The 15494-nt window shown below is 65.6% G+C and carries 19 protein-coding genes; 1 reads left to right on the top strand and 18 read right to left on the bottom strand.

The window, feature by feature from the left end:
- Window positions 1–43: 43 nt before the first annotated feature.
- From ACWDUD_RS13775 to ACWDUD_RS13690, 18 genes are all read right to left on the bottom strand, one after another.
- Complete coding sequence (locus ACWDUD_RS13775) at window positions 44–832, bottom strand: SDR family NAD(P)-dependent oxidoreductase (protein WP_248673118.1); 789 nt, start codon at window positions 830–832, stop codon at window positions 44–46.
- Window positions 829–1644, bottom strand: a complete 816-nt coding sequence (locus ACWDUD_RS13770; protein ID WP_248673117.1) for an enoyl-CoA hydratase/isomerase family protein — start codon at window positions 1642–1644, stop codon at window positions 829–831. Before ACWDUD_RS13770 ends, ACWDUD_RS13775 begins: the two co-directional genes overlap by 4 nt.
- The gene (locus ACWDUD_RS13765; protein ID WP_450109657.1) at window positions 1641–2132 is read right to left on the bottom strand and encodes a PaaI family thioesterase; all 492 of its coding nucleotides are present in this window, start codon (window positions 2130–2132) and stop codon (window positions 1641–1643) included. The genes ACWDUD_RS13770 and ACWDUD_RS13765 overlap by 4 nt, the downstream gene beginning before the upstream one ends.
- Window positions 2078–3070, bottom strand: coding sequence for an NAD(P)H-dependent flavin oxidoreductase (locus tag ACWDUD_RS13760; RefSeq protein ID WP_248673115.1), 993 nt, complete (start codon window positions 3068–3070; stop codon window positions 2078–2080). Before ACWDUD_RS13760 ends, ACWDUD_RS13765 begins: the two co-directional genes overlap by 55 nt.
- Complete coding sequence (locus tag ACWDUD_RS13755) at window positions 3067–4692, bottom strand: AMP-binding protein (protein ID WP_248673114.1); 1626 nt, start codon at window positions 4690–4692, stop codon at window positions 3067–3069. Before ACWDUD_RS13755 ends, ACWDUD_RS13760 begins: the two co-directional genes overlap by 4 nt.
- Before the next feature lie 54 nt (window positions 4693–4746).
- Window positions 4747–5562 (bottom strand): enoyl-CoA hydratase-related protein, encoded by an 816-nt coding sequence (locus ACWDUD_RS13750; RefSeq protein ID WP_248673113.1) that lies wholly within the window; start codon window positions 5560–5562, stop codon window positions 4747–4749.
- Window positions 5559–6293 carry a tyrosine-protein phosphatase gene (locus ACWDUD_RS13745; RefSeq protein ID WP_248673112.1) on the bottom strand — a complete coding sequence of 245 codons (735 nt, stop codon included), beginning with the start codon at window positions 6291–6293 and terminating at the stop codon, window positions 5559–5561. Before ACWDUD_RS13745 ends, ACWDUD_RS13750 begins: the two co-directional genes overlap by 4 nt.
- Window positions 6290–6490: a hypothetical protein gene (locus ACWDUD_RS13740; RefSeq protein ID WP_450109656.1), complete on the bottom strand. Its 201-nt coding sequence runs from the start codon at window positions 6488–6490 to the stop codon at window positions 6290–6292. Before ACWDUD_RS13740 ends, ACWDUD_RS13745 begins: the two co-directional genes overlap by 4 nt.
- On the bottom strand, window positions 6487–7014 hold the full coding sequence (locus ACWDUD_RS13735; protein ID WP_248673110.1) for a DoxX family protein: 528 nt from the start codon (window positions 7012–7014) through the stop codon (window positions 6487–6489). Before ACWDUD_RS13735 ends, ACWDUD_RS13740 begins: the two co-directional genes overlap by 4 nt.
- 294 nt (window positions 7015–7308) lie before the next feature.
- Window positions 7309–8073, bottom strand: a complete 765-nt coding sequence (locus ACWDUD_RS13730; protein ID WP_450109655.1) for an SDR family NAD(P)-dependent oxidoreductase — start codon at window positions 8071–8073, stop codon at window positions 7309–7311.
- A gap of 210 nt (window positions 8074–8283) precedes the next feature.
- The gene (locus tag ACWDUD_RS13725) at window positions 8284–9255 is read right to left on the bottom strand and encodes an aldo/keto reductase (protein ID WP_248673108.1); all 972 of its coding nucleotides are present in this window, start codon (window positions 9253–9255) and stop codon (window positions 8284–8286) included.
- A gap of 10 nt (window positions 9256–9265) precedes the next feature.
- On the bottom strand, window positions 9266–9937 hold the full coding sequence (locus ACWDUD_RS13720; protein WP_248673107.1) for a PaaI family thioesterase: 672 nt from the start codon (window positions 9935–9937) through the stop codon (window positions 9266–9268).
- A complete protein-coding gene (locus tag ACWDUD_RS13715; RefSeq protein ID WP_248673106.1) occupies window positions 9934–10584 on the bottom strand; it encodes a PaaI family thioesterase in 651 nt (216 codons plus the stop codon). The genes ACWDUD_RS13720 and ACWDUD_RS13715 overlap by 4 nt, the downstream gene beginning before the upstream one ends.
- Window positions 10581–11186, bottom strand: a complete 606-nt coding sequence (locus ACWDUD_RS13710; protein WP_248673105.1) for a PaaI family thioesterase — start codon at window positions 11184–11186, stop codon at window positions 10581–10583. Before ACWDUD_RS13710 ends, ACWDUD_RS13715 begins: the two co-directional genes overlap by 4 nt.
- 10 nt (window positions 11187–11196) lie before the next feature.
- On the bottom strand, window positions 11197–12018 hold the full coding sequence (locus ACWDUD_RS13705; protein ID WP_248673104.1) for an acyl-CoA thioesterase: 822 nt from the start codon (window positions 12016–12018) through the stop codon (window positions 11197–11199).
- Window positions 12019–12049: 31 nt separating this feature from the next.
- The gene (locus ACWDUD_RS13700) at window positions 12050–12823 is read right to left on the bottom strand and encodes an enoyl-CoA hydratase/isomerase family protein (RefSeq protein ID WP_248673103.1); all 774 of its coding nucleotides are present in this window, start codon (window positions 12821–12823) and stop codon (window positions 12050–12052) included.
- Window positions 12824–13107: 284 nt separating this feature from the next.
- The gene (locus ACWDUD_RS13695; protein WP_248673102.1) at window positions 13108–13584 is read right to left on the bottom strand and encodes an enoyl-CoA hydratase-related protein; all 477 of its coding nucleotides are present in this window, start codon (window positions 13582–13584) and stop codon (window positions 13108–13110) included.
- Window positions 13585–13641: 57 nt separating this feature from the next.
- On the bottom strand, window positions 13642–14232 hold the full coding sequence (locus tag ACWDUD_RS13690) for a PaaI family thioesterase (RefSeq protein ID WP_248673101.1): 591 nt from the start codon (window positions 14230–14232) through the stop codon (window positions 13642–13644).
- Window positions 14233–14423: 191 nt separating this feature from the next.
- On the opposite strand from ACWDUD_RS13690, the gene ACWDUD_RS13685 reads away from it, so the two are divergent.
- Window positions 14424–15479 (top strand): acyl-CoA dehydrogenase family protein, encoded by a 1056-nt coding sequence (locus ACWDUD_RS13685; protein ID WP_248673100.1) that lies wholly within the window; start codon window positions 14424–14426, stop codon window positions 15477–15479.
- Window positions 15480–15494: the final 15 nt, after the last annotated feature.

Below are 15494 nucleotides of genomic sequence, written 5' to 3'. Positions count from 1 at the left end.
AGGATACGCGACGGACACGTTCCTGGAGTTCTGTTCGACGCCCCTAGGTTTTCGGGACGCCCGGAACACCTCCGTGCACCTCTATCCGCTGGCCGGTAATCTGCCGGGCCCGCTCCGAAACGAGGAACTCAATAGTCTCCGCCACGTCTTCCGGTCGGGTGACGCGCCCGAAGGGCATGCGCGCATCGAGCTCCGCAGCATCCGCGGCACCGGTGACGGCACGGGCCAGACGATCCCCCATCTCGGTGACGATCAACCCGGGAGCCACGATGTTCACTCGGATCCCATGGCGGGCCTCCTCGGCAGCGACAGTCCTTCCCAGTGCCTCGAGCGCCACTTTTCCGAGAGTGTAGGGCCCGTTGCCGGGGGCGGGAGTCGCCGCGGCGGTACTGGAGACGAGAACCACCGCTGCCCGGTCGGACTTGCGCAGCGACGGTATCGCCGCCGAGAGCAGATGAAACGCCCCGAAGGCGTGCACCCCGACTACGCGGGTCACCTCCGCCGGGTCCGTATCCGCCACGGTCTTTCCGCGACTGGCAATTCCGGCGTTGTGGACCAGCACATCGAGGTGCCCGAAGTCGGCGACGACCTCGGCCACGCATTCCGCAACAGCCGATGCGTCCGCCACATCACACCGGTACATCCGGCATCGCACACCGGCCGACTCCACGTCGGCCCGGGTGGTGTCGGCCGCGGCATCGTCGCGCGCATACAGCCCCGCGATATCGAATCCCTCGCGGGCCAGCCGTAGCGCGATGGCGCGACCGGTCCCGCGACCCGCGCCGCTGATCAAGGCGACGGGGGTCTGTTCTGTCGTGTTCTCGTCGGTCATCGCGATCGCCGGTTCCCGTAGACGGGTGACCGCTTTTCCACGAAAGCTGTCATCGCCTCGGACTGGTCGGCGGTCACGGACGTGAGTGCCTGCTGCCGGTTCTCGAATTCCACGGCGGTGTCGAACGAGGGAATCTCGAGCGACAGCCACATGCCGCGCTTGGTCAGCGTCAGCGACAGCGGCGGCGCCGCAAGCAAGTCGTCGATGCAGGCGTCGACACGTTCATCGAGTCGGTCGTCCGGAACGACATCCGCGAGCAGGCCGATCCGCAAGGCCTCGCCGGAGCCGAACTTGCGTGCGGTGAGCATGAGCTCGTGCGCGCGGCCTGCACCGACGATCCGCGGCAACATCCACGAGGTGCCGATATCGCAGCCGGAGAAGCCGACCTTGATGAACGACACCGCGAACACCGCACTTTCGGCGGCGATACGCACGTCGCTTGCACACACCAGGGCGAGCCCACCGCCGGCGGCCGGTCCGTTGACGGCCGCGACGAACACCTGCGGCAGCCTCCGCATCTTCTGCACGAGCGAAGCGATGTCCTCCTGGCGGGCCATCGTCCGGTGTACAGGACCGGTCTGCTCGGTACCCGGCACGTCACCGTAACCGTCGAGGTCTAGTCCGGCACAGAACCCACGGCCCGTCCCGGCGAGGACGACCACACGGGTCGTGCGGTCCGACGCGAGCGCGTCGAATTCACGGTGCAGTGCCGCGACGAGTTCGAGGTCCAGTGCATTGAGCTTGTCCGGACGATCCATCCGCAGCACCTTGACTTCATCGCGCGGATGCTCGATGGACAACACGTCGGTCATGATTTCCTCGGTTCCGTGACAGATCGATCGTCTTCTCGAGATTCGAGATTTGCCAGCCGCACATTGCCCCGGGCCACGAGCCGGCCGTCGGATCCGACGATCCGGACCTGCCACAACTGCTGGGTCCGGCCGCGGTGGATGGGCGTCGCTTCTGCGGTCAGTACACTTCCCACGCCCACCGCGCGTATGAAGTCCGTCGAGTTGTTCGCCCCTACAACGCTGCGGCCGGGGCCCGAGAAATATTCGCCGGCAGCGATACTCGCCAGCGTCTCGACGATCGCACAGTGCACGCCACCGTGAACGATCCCGGCGGGCTGTAGATGTTCCTCCGCGATCACGATCGTCGCGACTGCACGGTCGGCGGTAACTTCGGTCAATGTCATGCCCAGACGCGAGTTGAAACCGCTGAGGGTGCGTGGGTCCAGGACGTTCGTCATGCTTGTTTCGCTTTCTTGCGCGCCACCGACTCGGCGAGCGCGGTTCGCCAATCGATCGCTTCGCGGGCAGTATCGAATTCGTGGACCAGCCTGTCGACCACACCCGCCACCGGTGGAATGTCGTGGATCAGTCCGGTCGAATGTCCGCCGCTGAACACCGTCTTCCACGGCTTCACCCCGGCGGGTAGGTTCGGCCGATGCCGAGCCAGCGGTTTCGGGAGATCGGCAGGGTCGAGCCCGTTCGCGGCGATCGACGGCGCGAGAAAGCTTGCCGGCAGGCCCGCGATGGAATCGGTGAACACCACGTCCTCACTGCGCGAATCGACGAGCATCTTCTTGTGGTCGTCGACCGTTCCCGACTCGAGGGTGGCGATGAACCGTGTGCCCATCACCACGACGTCGGCGCCGAGCGTCAGAGCCGCCGCGATGCCGTTGCCGTCCGCGATGCCGCCGGCCAGCATGATGGGTCCGTCGAACATACGTCGCACCTGCGGCAGGAAGGCGAACGGTGACAACGTGCCCGCGTGTCCACCGGCACCTGCGCAGACGAGCATGAGCCCGTCGACCCCGGCTTCGATCGCCTTTTCGGCGTGCCGGATGGTCGTCACGTCGTGGAAGACCGTTCCGCCCCAGCCGTGCGCGGCGTCGACGACCTCCTTCGGATCGCCCATGTTGGTGAGGATCAGCGGCGCCTCGTGTTTTGCGACGGTCGCGAGCGCACGGTCGCGTTTGTCCTTGTCGAGCGCGGACGACGCGAGCATGTTCACGCAGAACGGTGCAAACGGCTTCCCACAATCGACGCTCTCGCGTTCGGCGGCACGGATGGCGCCGAGCCAGCCGTCGAGCGTCTCGGGAGCCCGCGGGTTCGCGGACGGGAACGCTCCGATGACACCGGCGCGGCACGCTGCGATCACCAGATCGAGATTCGAGACGATGAACATGGGTGCTGCCATCACCGGCAGCCGCAGGTCTTCCCAGCGCACGTTCATCGGCTGCCGGCCTTCGGGAAGTGCGCGGCGCGAAGCTCGGCCTTGCGGATCTTGCCGAGCGCCGTCCGCGGCAGCGCCTCGACGATGGCGAGTCGCTCGGGGGTCTTCTGCTTCGCCAGACCGGATTTCGCGAAGTGCTCCCGAATGCTGTCGAGATCGATGTCGGCACCCTGCACCGGGACGACCACCGCAGCAACGACTTCCCCGTATCGGGGGTCGGGTGCCGCGACGATCGCGCCCTCGGCCACGGCCGGGTGCGTCGTGAGAACATCCTCGAGCTGACCCGACGAGATGGTCTCTCCCGCGCGGATCACCACGTCCTTGATGCGATCGGTGATCGTGAGACGACCGTCCGCGTCGAGATGACCCAGGTCGCCGGTGCGCATCCACCCGTCGGCGGTGAACGCCGCAGCGTTGAGGCTCTCGTCCCGGTAGCCGACGAACTGGTCGGGTCCGCGAGTCACGACCTCGCCGTCGACACCGACGGGTACGTCGGCACCGGTCTCGTCGACGATGCGGACCCGCACGCCCGGTAGCGGCGCACCGTCGGTGCCGAGACGCGCAGCCTCGGGATCGCCGGCAGTGCTGGACGTGACGGTGGGTTGTTCGGTCGATCCGTAGCACCGAAACGTGCTGATACCCATGTCTGCCGCGCGGCGGACCAGGTCCTCGGGCACCGTGGCTGCTCCGATGAGGAATTCTCGCATCGTCGCGAGCTTTCCCGCGACGTCCCCGAGGTCGAGCATGCCTGTGAGGTGGAAGGGGGTGCCCGAGGTGGCGGTGACACGATGCTGCGCGATCAGATCGACGGCCAGCGCCGGATCCCACGTGTCCATGTAGACCGTGTCCTGACCGTGCAGCAGCGGCCGCAGCACGCTGCCGACGCCCGCGATGTGTCCGGGCGGGAACGACACGAGCTGCACGGCGTCGTCCCCCGAACCCAGGTACTGCGGCGCCGATCGCTGCTCGGCGAGCAGCGAATTATGGCTGTGCTGAACACCTTTGGGAGCCGACGTGGTGCCCGAGGTGTAGATGAGCAGTGCGACGTCGTCGGCGTGAACTGCGGGCCGCGTGTATTCCGCGGTGGTGGCGGCGAGGTCGTCCCACGAACATGCGCCGTGGGCTACGGTGTCGCCGACCACCACGACGTGTTCGAGTGTGGTGATGTCGGCGTATGCAGCGACGCGGTCGGCATAGTCGATCGACCTCCAGCGGTCGGGCTGGATGAGCATTTTGGCACCCGACTGCTCGAGGATGAACCGCACCTCGTTCGGCCCGTAGATGTGCACGATCGGAACCAGGACCGCACCGGCCAGCAGCACCGCCGCGTATGCGATGGATGCTTCGATCCGGTTGGGCAACTGGACCGCGACCGAATCTCCGGGGCCGATACCCCGTTCCTGCAGGGCCGCGGCCACGCACCGGGCACGGGCGTAGATGTCACCGACGGTTGTGACGAGCTGTTCGCCCTCGCCTCCGGCGTAGACGAGAGTGGTGGACGCCCCTGTCGCGCAGCTTTCGGCGAGCACATCGGGCCACGTACGGTCGCTGTAGAAGCCTTCGCGATACCACAGTTCCCGTAGGGCATCGGGGTCGTAGGTGGTGATCTCTGGTGCTGTCATTTCGTGACGCCTCGGTTCGGTTGGTGGACGGATGGACGCCGCAGTGGATGGGAACTACCGACCCCGCCAGACGGGTGGTCGCTTCTCGGCAAACGCGCGGGGACCTTCTTCAGCGTCCTTCGTGGCCCGGTTCGCAGTCACTTCGATCAGGTTCCGATCCCATGCCTCATGTTCGGTGACGAACTCGCGGTCGACGATTCCCGCCACCATCCGCTTGGTGGCCTGCACTGCAAGCGGAGCCTGCCGGCCGACGATCTCGGCCATCGCAAGTGCTTCGTCCAGGGCACTGCCGGGAGGCACGACACGGTTGACGAGCCCCCACGAATGCGCTTCGGCAGCGGTGAAGCGGCGACCCAGCAACAGGAGTTCCATGGCGACGGGCCTGGGCACCCAGGCAGGTAGACGTACTCCTGCCCCGGACGATGCAAGAAGGCCGTTGCCGACCTCGGGAAGGGAGAACACTGCGTTCTCGTCGGCGACGACGAGATCGCACGCGAGCACCATCTGCGCTCCCCCGCCCACGGCGAAACCGTTGACCGCGGCAATGATCGGCTTGTCGATGGCGTGGCGGCACACTCCGCCGAAACCCCACGCCGCCTTGACGGGATCGTCGGGTTCAAGAGACTGCCCTTCGGACATCGCCACGAGATCACCGCCGCCGCAGAACGCTCTGTCGCCGGCGCCGGTGAGGATCACGACCCGCACCGCCGGATCGTGGTGGGCGCGTTCGAGAGCGTCCCCGACCTGTTCGGCCATGTCCGCATTCATCGCGTTACGGGCACGGGGCCGGTTGAGGGTGATGACGAGGACTTCCCCGCGGAGTTCGGTCAGCACCGCCGGGGCGGCGAGGTCGGTTCGTGTCGAGGTCACAGCGTCTCGTCCTCCGTCCTGTACATAGCCGACGCGTGGACTCCCCTCATCCGGGCTCGCCACGTCTCGAGACGAGCCGGATTCGCACCGCGGTCGAGCATCCACTGCACCGGTCCCCCCGGTGCCGACGTGAGCTGCTCGACGATCGGTGTGATCGCATCCGCCGGGGCGCGGAGGAACTGTTCGGCGAGCGGAGGCGAGTTGCGGGTGCGAATGCCCACCTCGAGCCACCGGTCGATGAGATCGAACAGCGCTTCTTCACTACGCACGTAATCGTCGACGACTGCGTCCGGTTCGACGCCCGCGGCCAGCAACAGTACGGCGACGAGGACGCCCGTGCGGTCCTTACCTGCTGTGCAATGCAGCAGCACGGGACCCTCGGGTTCGGCAACGAGTTCGAGGATCTCCCCTGCGCGGGTTTCGTTGTAGTGGAGCATGCGCGCGTAGAGCGACTGCAGATCGACCGGTCGAGCTCCCGGCGCCGCCGAGTCGAACAGGGGCAGGGGGTTCACCACGGTGCCGCTCGGCCAGTCGTAGGCGAACCTCTCACGTTCGGATTCGCCGCGCAGATCGACGACGATGCGGGGTGGCCAGGGATCGAGATCGGGTACCACCGAGTCGCCCGGGTACGGCGCATCGCCGCGGTACAGCACTCCGTGGGCGGTCATCCCACCGCCCACGAGTGGTAGTCCGCCCACGTCCCGGAGATTGGCGAATCCGCGTGCGGTCACTGCGACCACCGTGCTGCAAGGAAAGAGTCGGGTGCCATCGTGTCGACCGCAGCGATGCGGTTGATCTCGAGTTTTCCGTCCAGCGTGAAGCACTCGGCAAGCTCGGCGAGCTTGCCGCGGTCACCGTCTTGCGTGTTCCGGGCAACCGTGCCGCGGACACATTCGCGGGCGTGCAATTCCGTAAGGTTCATCGTCACGACACGGTCACCGACTCGTCGCTCTCCTTCGGTGCCGGCCGGTAGCAGGTTCCGAGCAGGATACCGGCCGCAGCCAGCCCGCCGAGCAGCGCGATACCGCCGCCCGCCCAGCCATCGAGCAGATTCTCACCGAAGATCAGCTGGTCGAGGCTGGCGCTGCCGGCGCCCATGATCGCCACGACCACAGCTCCCCCGGCGAGCACGAGGTTGTACTCCCAGCCGTCGGCGGCGACGAAAAAGCCCTTGCCTCGGTGCACTGTCCACGCGGCGACAAACATGAGCGAGACGAATCCGGCGGCGGCGAACGGTGTGAGCAGACCCAGCGCAAGCGCGACGCCCGCACCCACTTCGGTGAGAGCGGCGAGCCACGCGTGCATCCTGCCGGGTCGCATGCCGATGCTGTCGAACCAGCCGGCCGTGCCCGGAATGCGACCGCCCCGGAAGAGCTTGCCGTATCCGTGGGCCGCCATCGTCAACCCCAGTAGCACGCGCAGTATCACCAGGCCGGTGTCGATCGTGTCCACTTCAGCTCCGTTCCCTCTAAGGCGTCGGGGATAGGGTGCTGCTGCCTGCGTCACGCCAATCCCGATACACAAGTCTTACCTGTATAACTAGGTTGTCGGCAAGGCCACCACCGGGGCCGTCATTGCGCGGGACGTCCCGCGGTCATCATCGACCTGCCGTCGGGGGACTACGATTCGTTCACCGAAAACCCACCCCAGCGACGGTTTCTGCGACTTCCGCATGGCGTCGACAGCGTTCGGCTCGCGGTCCCGGGTCCATGTCGATTCTCGATTGCTCGCTACGAAAGGGTTGTTTCAGCCGATGCCGGCGCCCCCGTCGACACGCACGGTCTGGCCGGTGATCCAGTCGCCACCCATCCCACACAGGTACGCGATCGCCTCGTACAGTTCGCGACTGGTGCCGACTCTCTTGATTGCGTTGCCGGCGACGATCGCCTCGGCGGCCTCGAGCTGTCCTTGCGCTGCTTCGAAAGCCGAGATACCAGGCGCAATGCAGTTGACCGTGATCCCGCAGTCGCCGACCTCGCGTGCCATGCCCTGGGTCATTCGCTCGACCACGTTCTTGGTGAGTCCGTATACATTTCCGCTGTTACGGGAAGCCATCGACGAAACGTTCACGATGCGTCCGAAGCCGCCCTCCCGCATGATCGGGACAGCAGCCTGGAAGCACTTCAGCGTGCCGGTGACATTGACAGCCCATGCCGCGTCCCACATTTCGTCGGGGCAGTTGATCAAGCCGGCTTCGGCAAGTCCACGCCACAATCCGGCGTTGTTCACCAGGATGTCGAGGCGGCCGAACTCCGCCCGCACTTTTCCGATCATCGATTCGATGCTTCCACGGTCGGTCACGTCGACTTCGATCCCGACACAATGCGGACCTTCCGACGACGCTTCGGCGGCAGCCGACCGGGTATCGCGCACGTCCGCAACCACGACGTTGGCGCCGTCCTGGGCGAAATACCGGGCGTAGTCCCGACCGAGCCCTCGGGCTGCCCCGGTCACGATCACCACGCGTCCTTCGAATCGTTTCACAGCAATCCTTCTCTCGGTCTTGCCCACCAAGGCTCAATTGAAGACATCAGCGCTCGCGTCCCACACGTCCGCGGACCGCCCAGCCATCAGGTGACCCCACCCGTCACATGACTACTCACTGCATTCGAATCTGGAGCCGCCTTCTCGATTCGCTCATCGTCGATCAACGAAGCAGGCAGTCGGGCCGGCACCAACCGGGCTCATCGTCTGCCGATGCGCTGCTGTACAAAGCAGTTCTCAGGCGAAGCCGGCGATCGGCCGCGGATGGTAGGACGACTCGAGTACTGCGCACTCTTCGTCCGTCAATTCGAGTTCGAGCGCCCCGAGTGCATCGGTGAGGTGCTTGGATTCGGTGGCGCCCACGATCGGCGCCGTTACCGCCGAGCGCCGGAGCACCCACGCGAGCGCCACCTGTGCGCGCTCCACTCCCCGTTCGTCCGCGATGCGGCCGACGGCGTCGACGATCGACCGGTCGCCCTCGTCGTACAACCCCTTGCCGAATTCGTCGCTCTCGGCCCGCACACTCGACTCACCGAAGGGTCGCGTCAGCCGGCCCCGGGCAAGCGGACTCCACGGCAGAACCCCGATTCCCTGGTCTGCGCACAGTGGCAGCATCTCCCGTTCCTCCTCACGATAGAGAAGGTTGTAGTGGGGCTGCATCGAGACGAATCTGGTCCAACCGTGCAGGTCGGCCGTGTACAGCGCCTTGGCGAACTGCCACGCAAACATCGATGACGCACCGAGATAACGAACCTTGCCGGACCGCACGAGATCGTGCAGTGTCTCGAGTGTTTCCTCGATCGGGGTGCGACCGTCCCAGCGGTGGATCTGGTAGAGGTCGATGTAGTCGGTACCCAGGCGGCGCAGGCTCGCTTCCACTTCGGTCATGATCGCCTTGCGCGACAAGCCACTTCCGTTGGGGCCGGAACGAACCCGTCCGTACACCTTCGTCGCGATCACGACGTTCTCACGCGTGGTGTATTCCTTCAGAGCCCGACCGACGATCTCCTCGCTGGTCCCGCCCGAGTAACTGTTCGCGGTGTCGAAGAAGTTGATGCCCGCCTCGACCGCGGCGCGGATGAAGGGCTTTGCGGCGTCTTCGCCGAGTGTCCACGCGTGTTGTCCCGCGCCGGGGGTGCCGTAGCTCATGCACCCCAGCGCCAGCCGGGAAACCTGAAGTCCGCTGTTGCCGAGTCGGACGTACTTCATGTCGCTCCTCTTATCCGTCGGTGCCGCTCGGGGTACGCCGAGCAATGAAGAGTCCTTCGGCAGAAGCACATACCTCCCCGTTGGCGACCAACTCCCCGATCGTGAATCGTTTCCGGCCTTCGTATCTCAGCTGCTTGGCACGCACGGTGATGGGGCGATACAGCGGGGTGGGTCGCCGGTAGCTGATTTCGAGTTTCGCGGTCATACCGTTGTTTCCGGCGCGATGGTTTGCCACGGCAAGCGCGGCGTCGAGCAGTGCGGCACAGACGCCGCCGTGCACCGCAGCCGGTGGCCCCTGGTAGGGCAGGCCGAGAGTGACCTCACCCTCGACCCATCCGTCCTCCACGACGTGCATGACCAGAGGTGGAGCGAGGGTGTTCTCCGGTCCGGTCACCGGGTCGTGCCGGGCCACTCCGTCGCCCTCCCACATCTCTGTCAGTCGCTCGGACGGCGACTCCGTGCGCGCTTCGAGCTCGTCGGCGATACCCCGAAGCTGTTCGGTAAGCGACGGAAGATGATCCGCGTCGGGATTCGTCAGCGACAACGCTTCGACGATGCGGCGGAGCTGGCCCGCAGTGTCGTCGAGCCGAGACTCACCGGGGAGGGCCGTCAGGCACTCCTCCTCACCGGTGTAGAACCGCGACAGGTCCTTTCGCGTTTCCGGAATCTTCCATGTGATCACGAGTCCTCCCGACCATCCGATCCAACTGGTGCCTGTGCAGGCGTCGGGCGCGGTTCGATGAACAACCCCTCGGCCGACACTGCGACCTTCCCGTCGACCACGATTTCTCCGGTAGCCCAGAGCTTGCGTCCCTCGCGTTCCTTCAGGCGTGCCACCACGGCGACGGGAACGAACAGCGGCAGGGGACGGTGGTACCGGACAGTGAGCTGCGCAGTGAAGATTGTTCCGCCATTCGGGGCGGTGGCCACGCTGAGCACGTGGTCCATGACCATCGCCGAGATGCCACCGTGTACGAAGGAGTTGGGTCCCTGATACGGGAGTCCGAATTCGACTTCTGCTGTCAAGGTTCCGTCGGGGCCGGCCTCGAGTACGATCGGCGGCGCTATCGCATTCTCGACTCCGCTGACCGGGTCGTGCCGCCAACCGGGATTGCGGATAGTTTCGGTCACCGTGCGGGTCGGGTTCTCCAGATGTTCGGAAAGCACATCCAGCTCGTCGGCGACGTCGAGAAGCAGCGGGTCGTCGACGTCGACGCGCAGGAGCAGATCCACAATTCGGCGCAACTGCGCGGCATCGCGTTCGAGGGCACCGGCGTACGCGAGTTCCACATCCGTGACCGGCAACGAGAGATTGTCGACGACAGTCACAGACCGGGCTCCTTCGCGATGAACAGGCCGTCGCAGACCACGGTCGGCTCGCCGTTCACTTCCAGTGTCCCCTGCGACCAGACCTTGCGCCCCTCGGCACGCACGTGTCGTCCGCGCACTGTCACCTCCGTATACAGGGGTGTCGGCCGCAGATAGCGCAGCGTCATCTCCGCGGTGACCCCGGCTCGACCCGCCGCACGGTTTGCGACCGCCATCGCGACGTCGAGCACGAGACCCGAGACACCACCGTGCACGATCCCGGGTGGGCCTTGGTACTGCCGAGGGAATTCGGCGTGTGCCAGCGACGATCCGTCCTCGCACTGCTCGAAGTGGAGCGGCACGGCGACAGGATTCTTCGAACCGCTCACAGGACTGCGTGCGAGCACTCCGTCCTGCGATCCGGTTTCGCCGGTGACGCATTCACGGGGCTCTGCTGCCACGTCCTGCAGACGGTCCGCGAGCGCCGAGATCTTCTTCGAGATATCAGGATTCGCTGCACCGCGCACTCGGGCATCGAGTATCGCGGTGGTGAGCCGACGGACTGCTCGAGCAGCGACCTCGACAGCACGCGGATCACAGGGTGCCGAATCGACCTCGTTCATCGAGTTCCCTTCATCCCGCCGTGATTGCAGGATCGTCATCGAAGTAGACCATCTCCTGTGCGAGGCTCGCGATGCGTCTGCCCGCCGCGTTGAAGATCGTCCCGGAGTACCAACCGCGATTGCCGCCGGCCGCTCCGGGTTCGTAGTCGACCCGGAGCCACCCGTCCCACTCGGGCACGTCGTGGAACCACAGCGCATGATCGAGACTCGGGCCGAGAACTTCTCCGCCGAGATGCTTCGGAAGTCCCGCCGAGAAGTCCGACATGTACGTCAACGCTGCCGCGTGAACGAGCACGTCCTTCTCCGGCAAGCCGCCGATCGGCCGGACATGAAATCGTGTCGGGAAGAACTGTGTGCGGTTCGGCCACTCGTCGACTCGCACTTCCAGCGGTAACTCACTCGGTATGTCGCGGCAGTTCTCCGGCGGAGACATCGGAGGAGGTTGCTTCCCTGCCAGTTCTGCACCATCGGCACGGAGGCGGAACGATGCTGCCATGTTGAAGAGAACCTGCCCACCTTGCAGGGCGACGACGCGTCGCGCGGAGTAACTCCTGCCGTCCCGATCGCGTTCCACCCGGTAGACCACCGGCTGCGACGAGTCACCGCGTCTCAGAAAGTAGCCGTGCAGCGAGTGCGGTTCCCGACCCTCAGGAACTGTTGCACCGCAAGCAAGTAGACACTGAGCTGCGATCTGGCCACCGAAGAGGGGCCTACCGTCGTGATGTACGGGGAGGGCGCGAAACAGATCCCGGTCGAGGTTTTCGACAGTCAGGATGTCCAGCAGCGTCGTGCGGTCTTCCACTTCGGTTCTACTTGTACAGGCTTTGGTCATGGCGGTCCTTCCACCTAGAGCGTCCGTTACATCACTGCCGCTCTGCGTGGCGGAAGACGGGCTCGCGCTTCTCCAGGAAGGCAGCCTTGGCCTCCTTGGCGTCTGCGCCGGTGATGTTGTTGGCCTGTGCGTGCGCTTCGCGTTGCAGCGCAGCTTCCATACCGCCGCCTTCCGCGCTCGCGTCGAGCAGCTGCTTGGTGAGTGAAATCGCCTGAGCAGGCCCGTCTGCAAGGCGGCGGGCCATCCCCGTGACCACCTCGTCGAGTTCGTCGGGTGACACGAGGCGGGTGACCAGTCCCAGTTCGGCAGCCTGGGCCGCCGAGTACATGTCACCGAAGAACGCGATTTCCTTGGCCTTCTGGATGCCGACGAGCTTGGGAAGGAGCCACGACCCGCCCATGTCCACCGACAATGCCCGGCGCACGAAAATCTGCGAGAAACGGGCACGATGGGTGGCGACCACGAGATCACATCCGAGTGCGAGATTCCAGCCGGCGCCGACAGCGACACCGTCGACCTTCGCGATGGTGGGAATCGTCAAGGCGTGCAAGGAACGGGCAGCCTCGCCCGCATCGGCCATGTAACGGAGAGCGTCCTCCCGCATGCCCGCGAGATCGGCCCCGGAACAGAAGTCTCCCCCTGCTCCCGTGAGTACGAGCACCCGGTCCTGTTCGTTGCGGCGGACGTCCGCGAAAGTCTCGGCCAGCTCGCGCCACATGGTCTCGTCGGCCGCATTCTTTTTTTCCGGGCGGGACATCGTTACCGTCACGACACCGTCGTGACGGTCCACCTTCAAAGTCTCCACGGATGAACTCCCCTCACACGTTGCAGTCAACGTAGTTTACTACGTTATTTATGTGGCCGTGGCTAGCATCCTGTCCACTCAAGCGAACGCTTCTCGAAGAAGGCCCGCACACTTCGGTAGCATCCTCCAAACCGGCGATTGCGCACTTCGCCCGCTCGGTCGACTCCCACCCGGCTTCGTCCGCTGCCGCAGCCGCCTCGTTGACGGCAGCCAGTGATGCCCGCACCGCCACGGAGGCATTCGCGCAGATTCCCCGCGCGAGGCGTACCGCTTCCGTGCGCGCTTCACCAGCGCGGACGAGGACGTTGACGAAACCTGCCGCGCAGGCGCGCGATGCGCAAACGGACTCGCGGGTGAGAATCAGTTCGCGCGCGAGATTCAGCGGCAGCGTGGCGCGCGGAACAGCCCGCGCACGTGGGGACCGGTCCGCGTGCCACCTCAGGGAGACCGAAGACGGCAGCATCCGAGGCGACGACGAGATCGCACGCGAGCACGATCTTGAACCCACCACCCAACGCAGGCCCGTCCGGAGCAGCAATGAGCGGCTTGGTCCGGTTGCGTCGGATGATCCCGTACCCACCGCCGCGTTCGGTGAAGTAGTCACCGCCCGAGGCAAGATCACTGCCGGCGCTGAAGACAGATCCTGCCGCGGCGAGAACCCCGGCCCACAGATCGTCGTCTTCGTCGAACAGGGTCAATGCAGCATTGATCTCGTCGGCGAGTGCCCTGTCGGCCGCGTTACGCTTTGAGCTGCGACGCATCTCGACGACGAGAACATGCCCGTCCCGCGTGAGGTGACCAGGGATGCCCCGCATCCGTCACGGCTGCCCCGGCTTGAGTTCGATGAACAAGCCCTCGGCTTCGGCACACAGGACGTCACCGTGACGAAGCTCGGCTCGCAGGAATCGCTTGCGCCCCTCCTCCCGTTCGAACCACCCGGCGACGGTCAGCTCGACGTCGATGGGTGTGATCGAACGGAAGTCCACATGCAGATAGGCCGTACGACACGGCGTGCGGTCGGTACTCGCGAGCCGTCCCAGCACTTCGTCGAACATCAGCGGGATCGTGCCGCCGTGTGCGGCTCCGTTTCCTCCGAGGTAGTACCTGCCGAAGGTGACCGTGCCGGCGAGACCGTCACGGTCCCATCGAGCGGCCAGTATCGGCGGCGACATGCACTGTGCACGTCCCGGTACGTCGAGGTGCCCGAAGGGGCGATGACGTTCGGACACCTGATAGTCGGCAACCAGTGCCTGCACATCGGCAAAGTGAGTCGCAACCTTCTCGACGACGTCGAGGGGCGGGTTTGCTCCTGCCAGATCGTCGAGCATGGCCCGGGCAGTGGCGATCATGGCGTCGTACGGGCCGGGCCGCTCACGGTGGACGCCGGCGTCGAACCCGCGGTGACTCACGGAACTCCAGCCACCTCCGACGTCCGTACTCTCGACTGCAGCGTCGGGATGATTCCTGGACATTCCTTACCTCCGTGCTCGTATGGCCGCTCGATCCGAACCTAGAATCCCAGGAGACGAGCGTCGGGCGCTACCCAAAACGTAGGTGACATGGTTAACTACGTCAGTAATCACGACGTTGGAGGAGTGTCATGGACTTCGCGCTGAGCGACGAACAAGAAGCCCTCGCCGAGGCCGAGCGCGCCTGGCTCACCAAGAACGACCCGATCGCAGCCCGACGACCGGGAATCGACGACGGCCCGGCCCGTATCACCCCCACAGGGGTGCGACACCTCGCCGAATCCGGCCTGATCGGACTCCTCACAACGGATATGGGCGGCACACACGTCGACCTTGCCGTACTCGTCGAAGAGCACGGCCGCGCGGGTAGTGCGCTGCCGGTCGCGGAACTCGCGGTCGCGGCACGTCTGCTCGAACAGCTCGACCATCCCGCTTTCGGCGCCACCGAATCGGGTATCGAGATCGTGGTGCCGGCACTCGCCTCCATCGAGAACCCCGCGCTGCACGCGCAACTCGAGGGCGACGCACTGCGCCTGAGCGGCACCACGGCACCGGCGACCGGGCTGATCGACGCACACAGCGTCCTGATCGTCGCAACGACGGACAGCGGGGCCGAAGTTGCCGCCGTATTGCCCATCGATACGGTGTCCGTCCGCACCCTCGAGAACCTCGACCTGACCCGTTCGTGGTCGGTCGCCGACGTGGACGCCACCCTCGATGCCGGCGCCTGGTCGGCACTGCCGTCCGGCACCGCCGCATACCTGCACGATGCCCTGGCAACATTCAGAGCCATGGATGCATTGGGCGCCGCCGCGCGGCTCGTCGACCTCACCGTCGAATACGCCGGGCAACGCACCCAGTTCGATCGTCCGATCGCAAGTTTCCAAGCTGTCAAACATCATTGCGCGAACATGGCTCTGTCCGTAGAGGCTTCGCGCGCAGCATTGTGGGCAGCGGCGGTCGCGCTGGACGGATACGATGCGGACACCCGCACTCGCGCAGTCTCGGCCGCTGCGGCATTCACAGGTGAGGGCGCGAGCACCACCGCACAGACCGCGCTCCAGGTTCACGGCGGCATCGGCTTCACGTGGGAACACGATGTGCATCTGCTCATCCGCCGCATCAAAGTCGACGAGCTTCTCGACGGATCGGTGTCGTATCACCGGCGGCGACTCGTCACCGCCTGAGCAGCGGCCGACCCA

This window comes from Rhodococcus sp. NPDC003382 (assembly GCF_053589135.1).
This window is presented reverse-complemented; position numbering and strand designations above follow the sequence as displayed.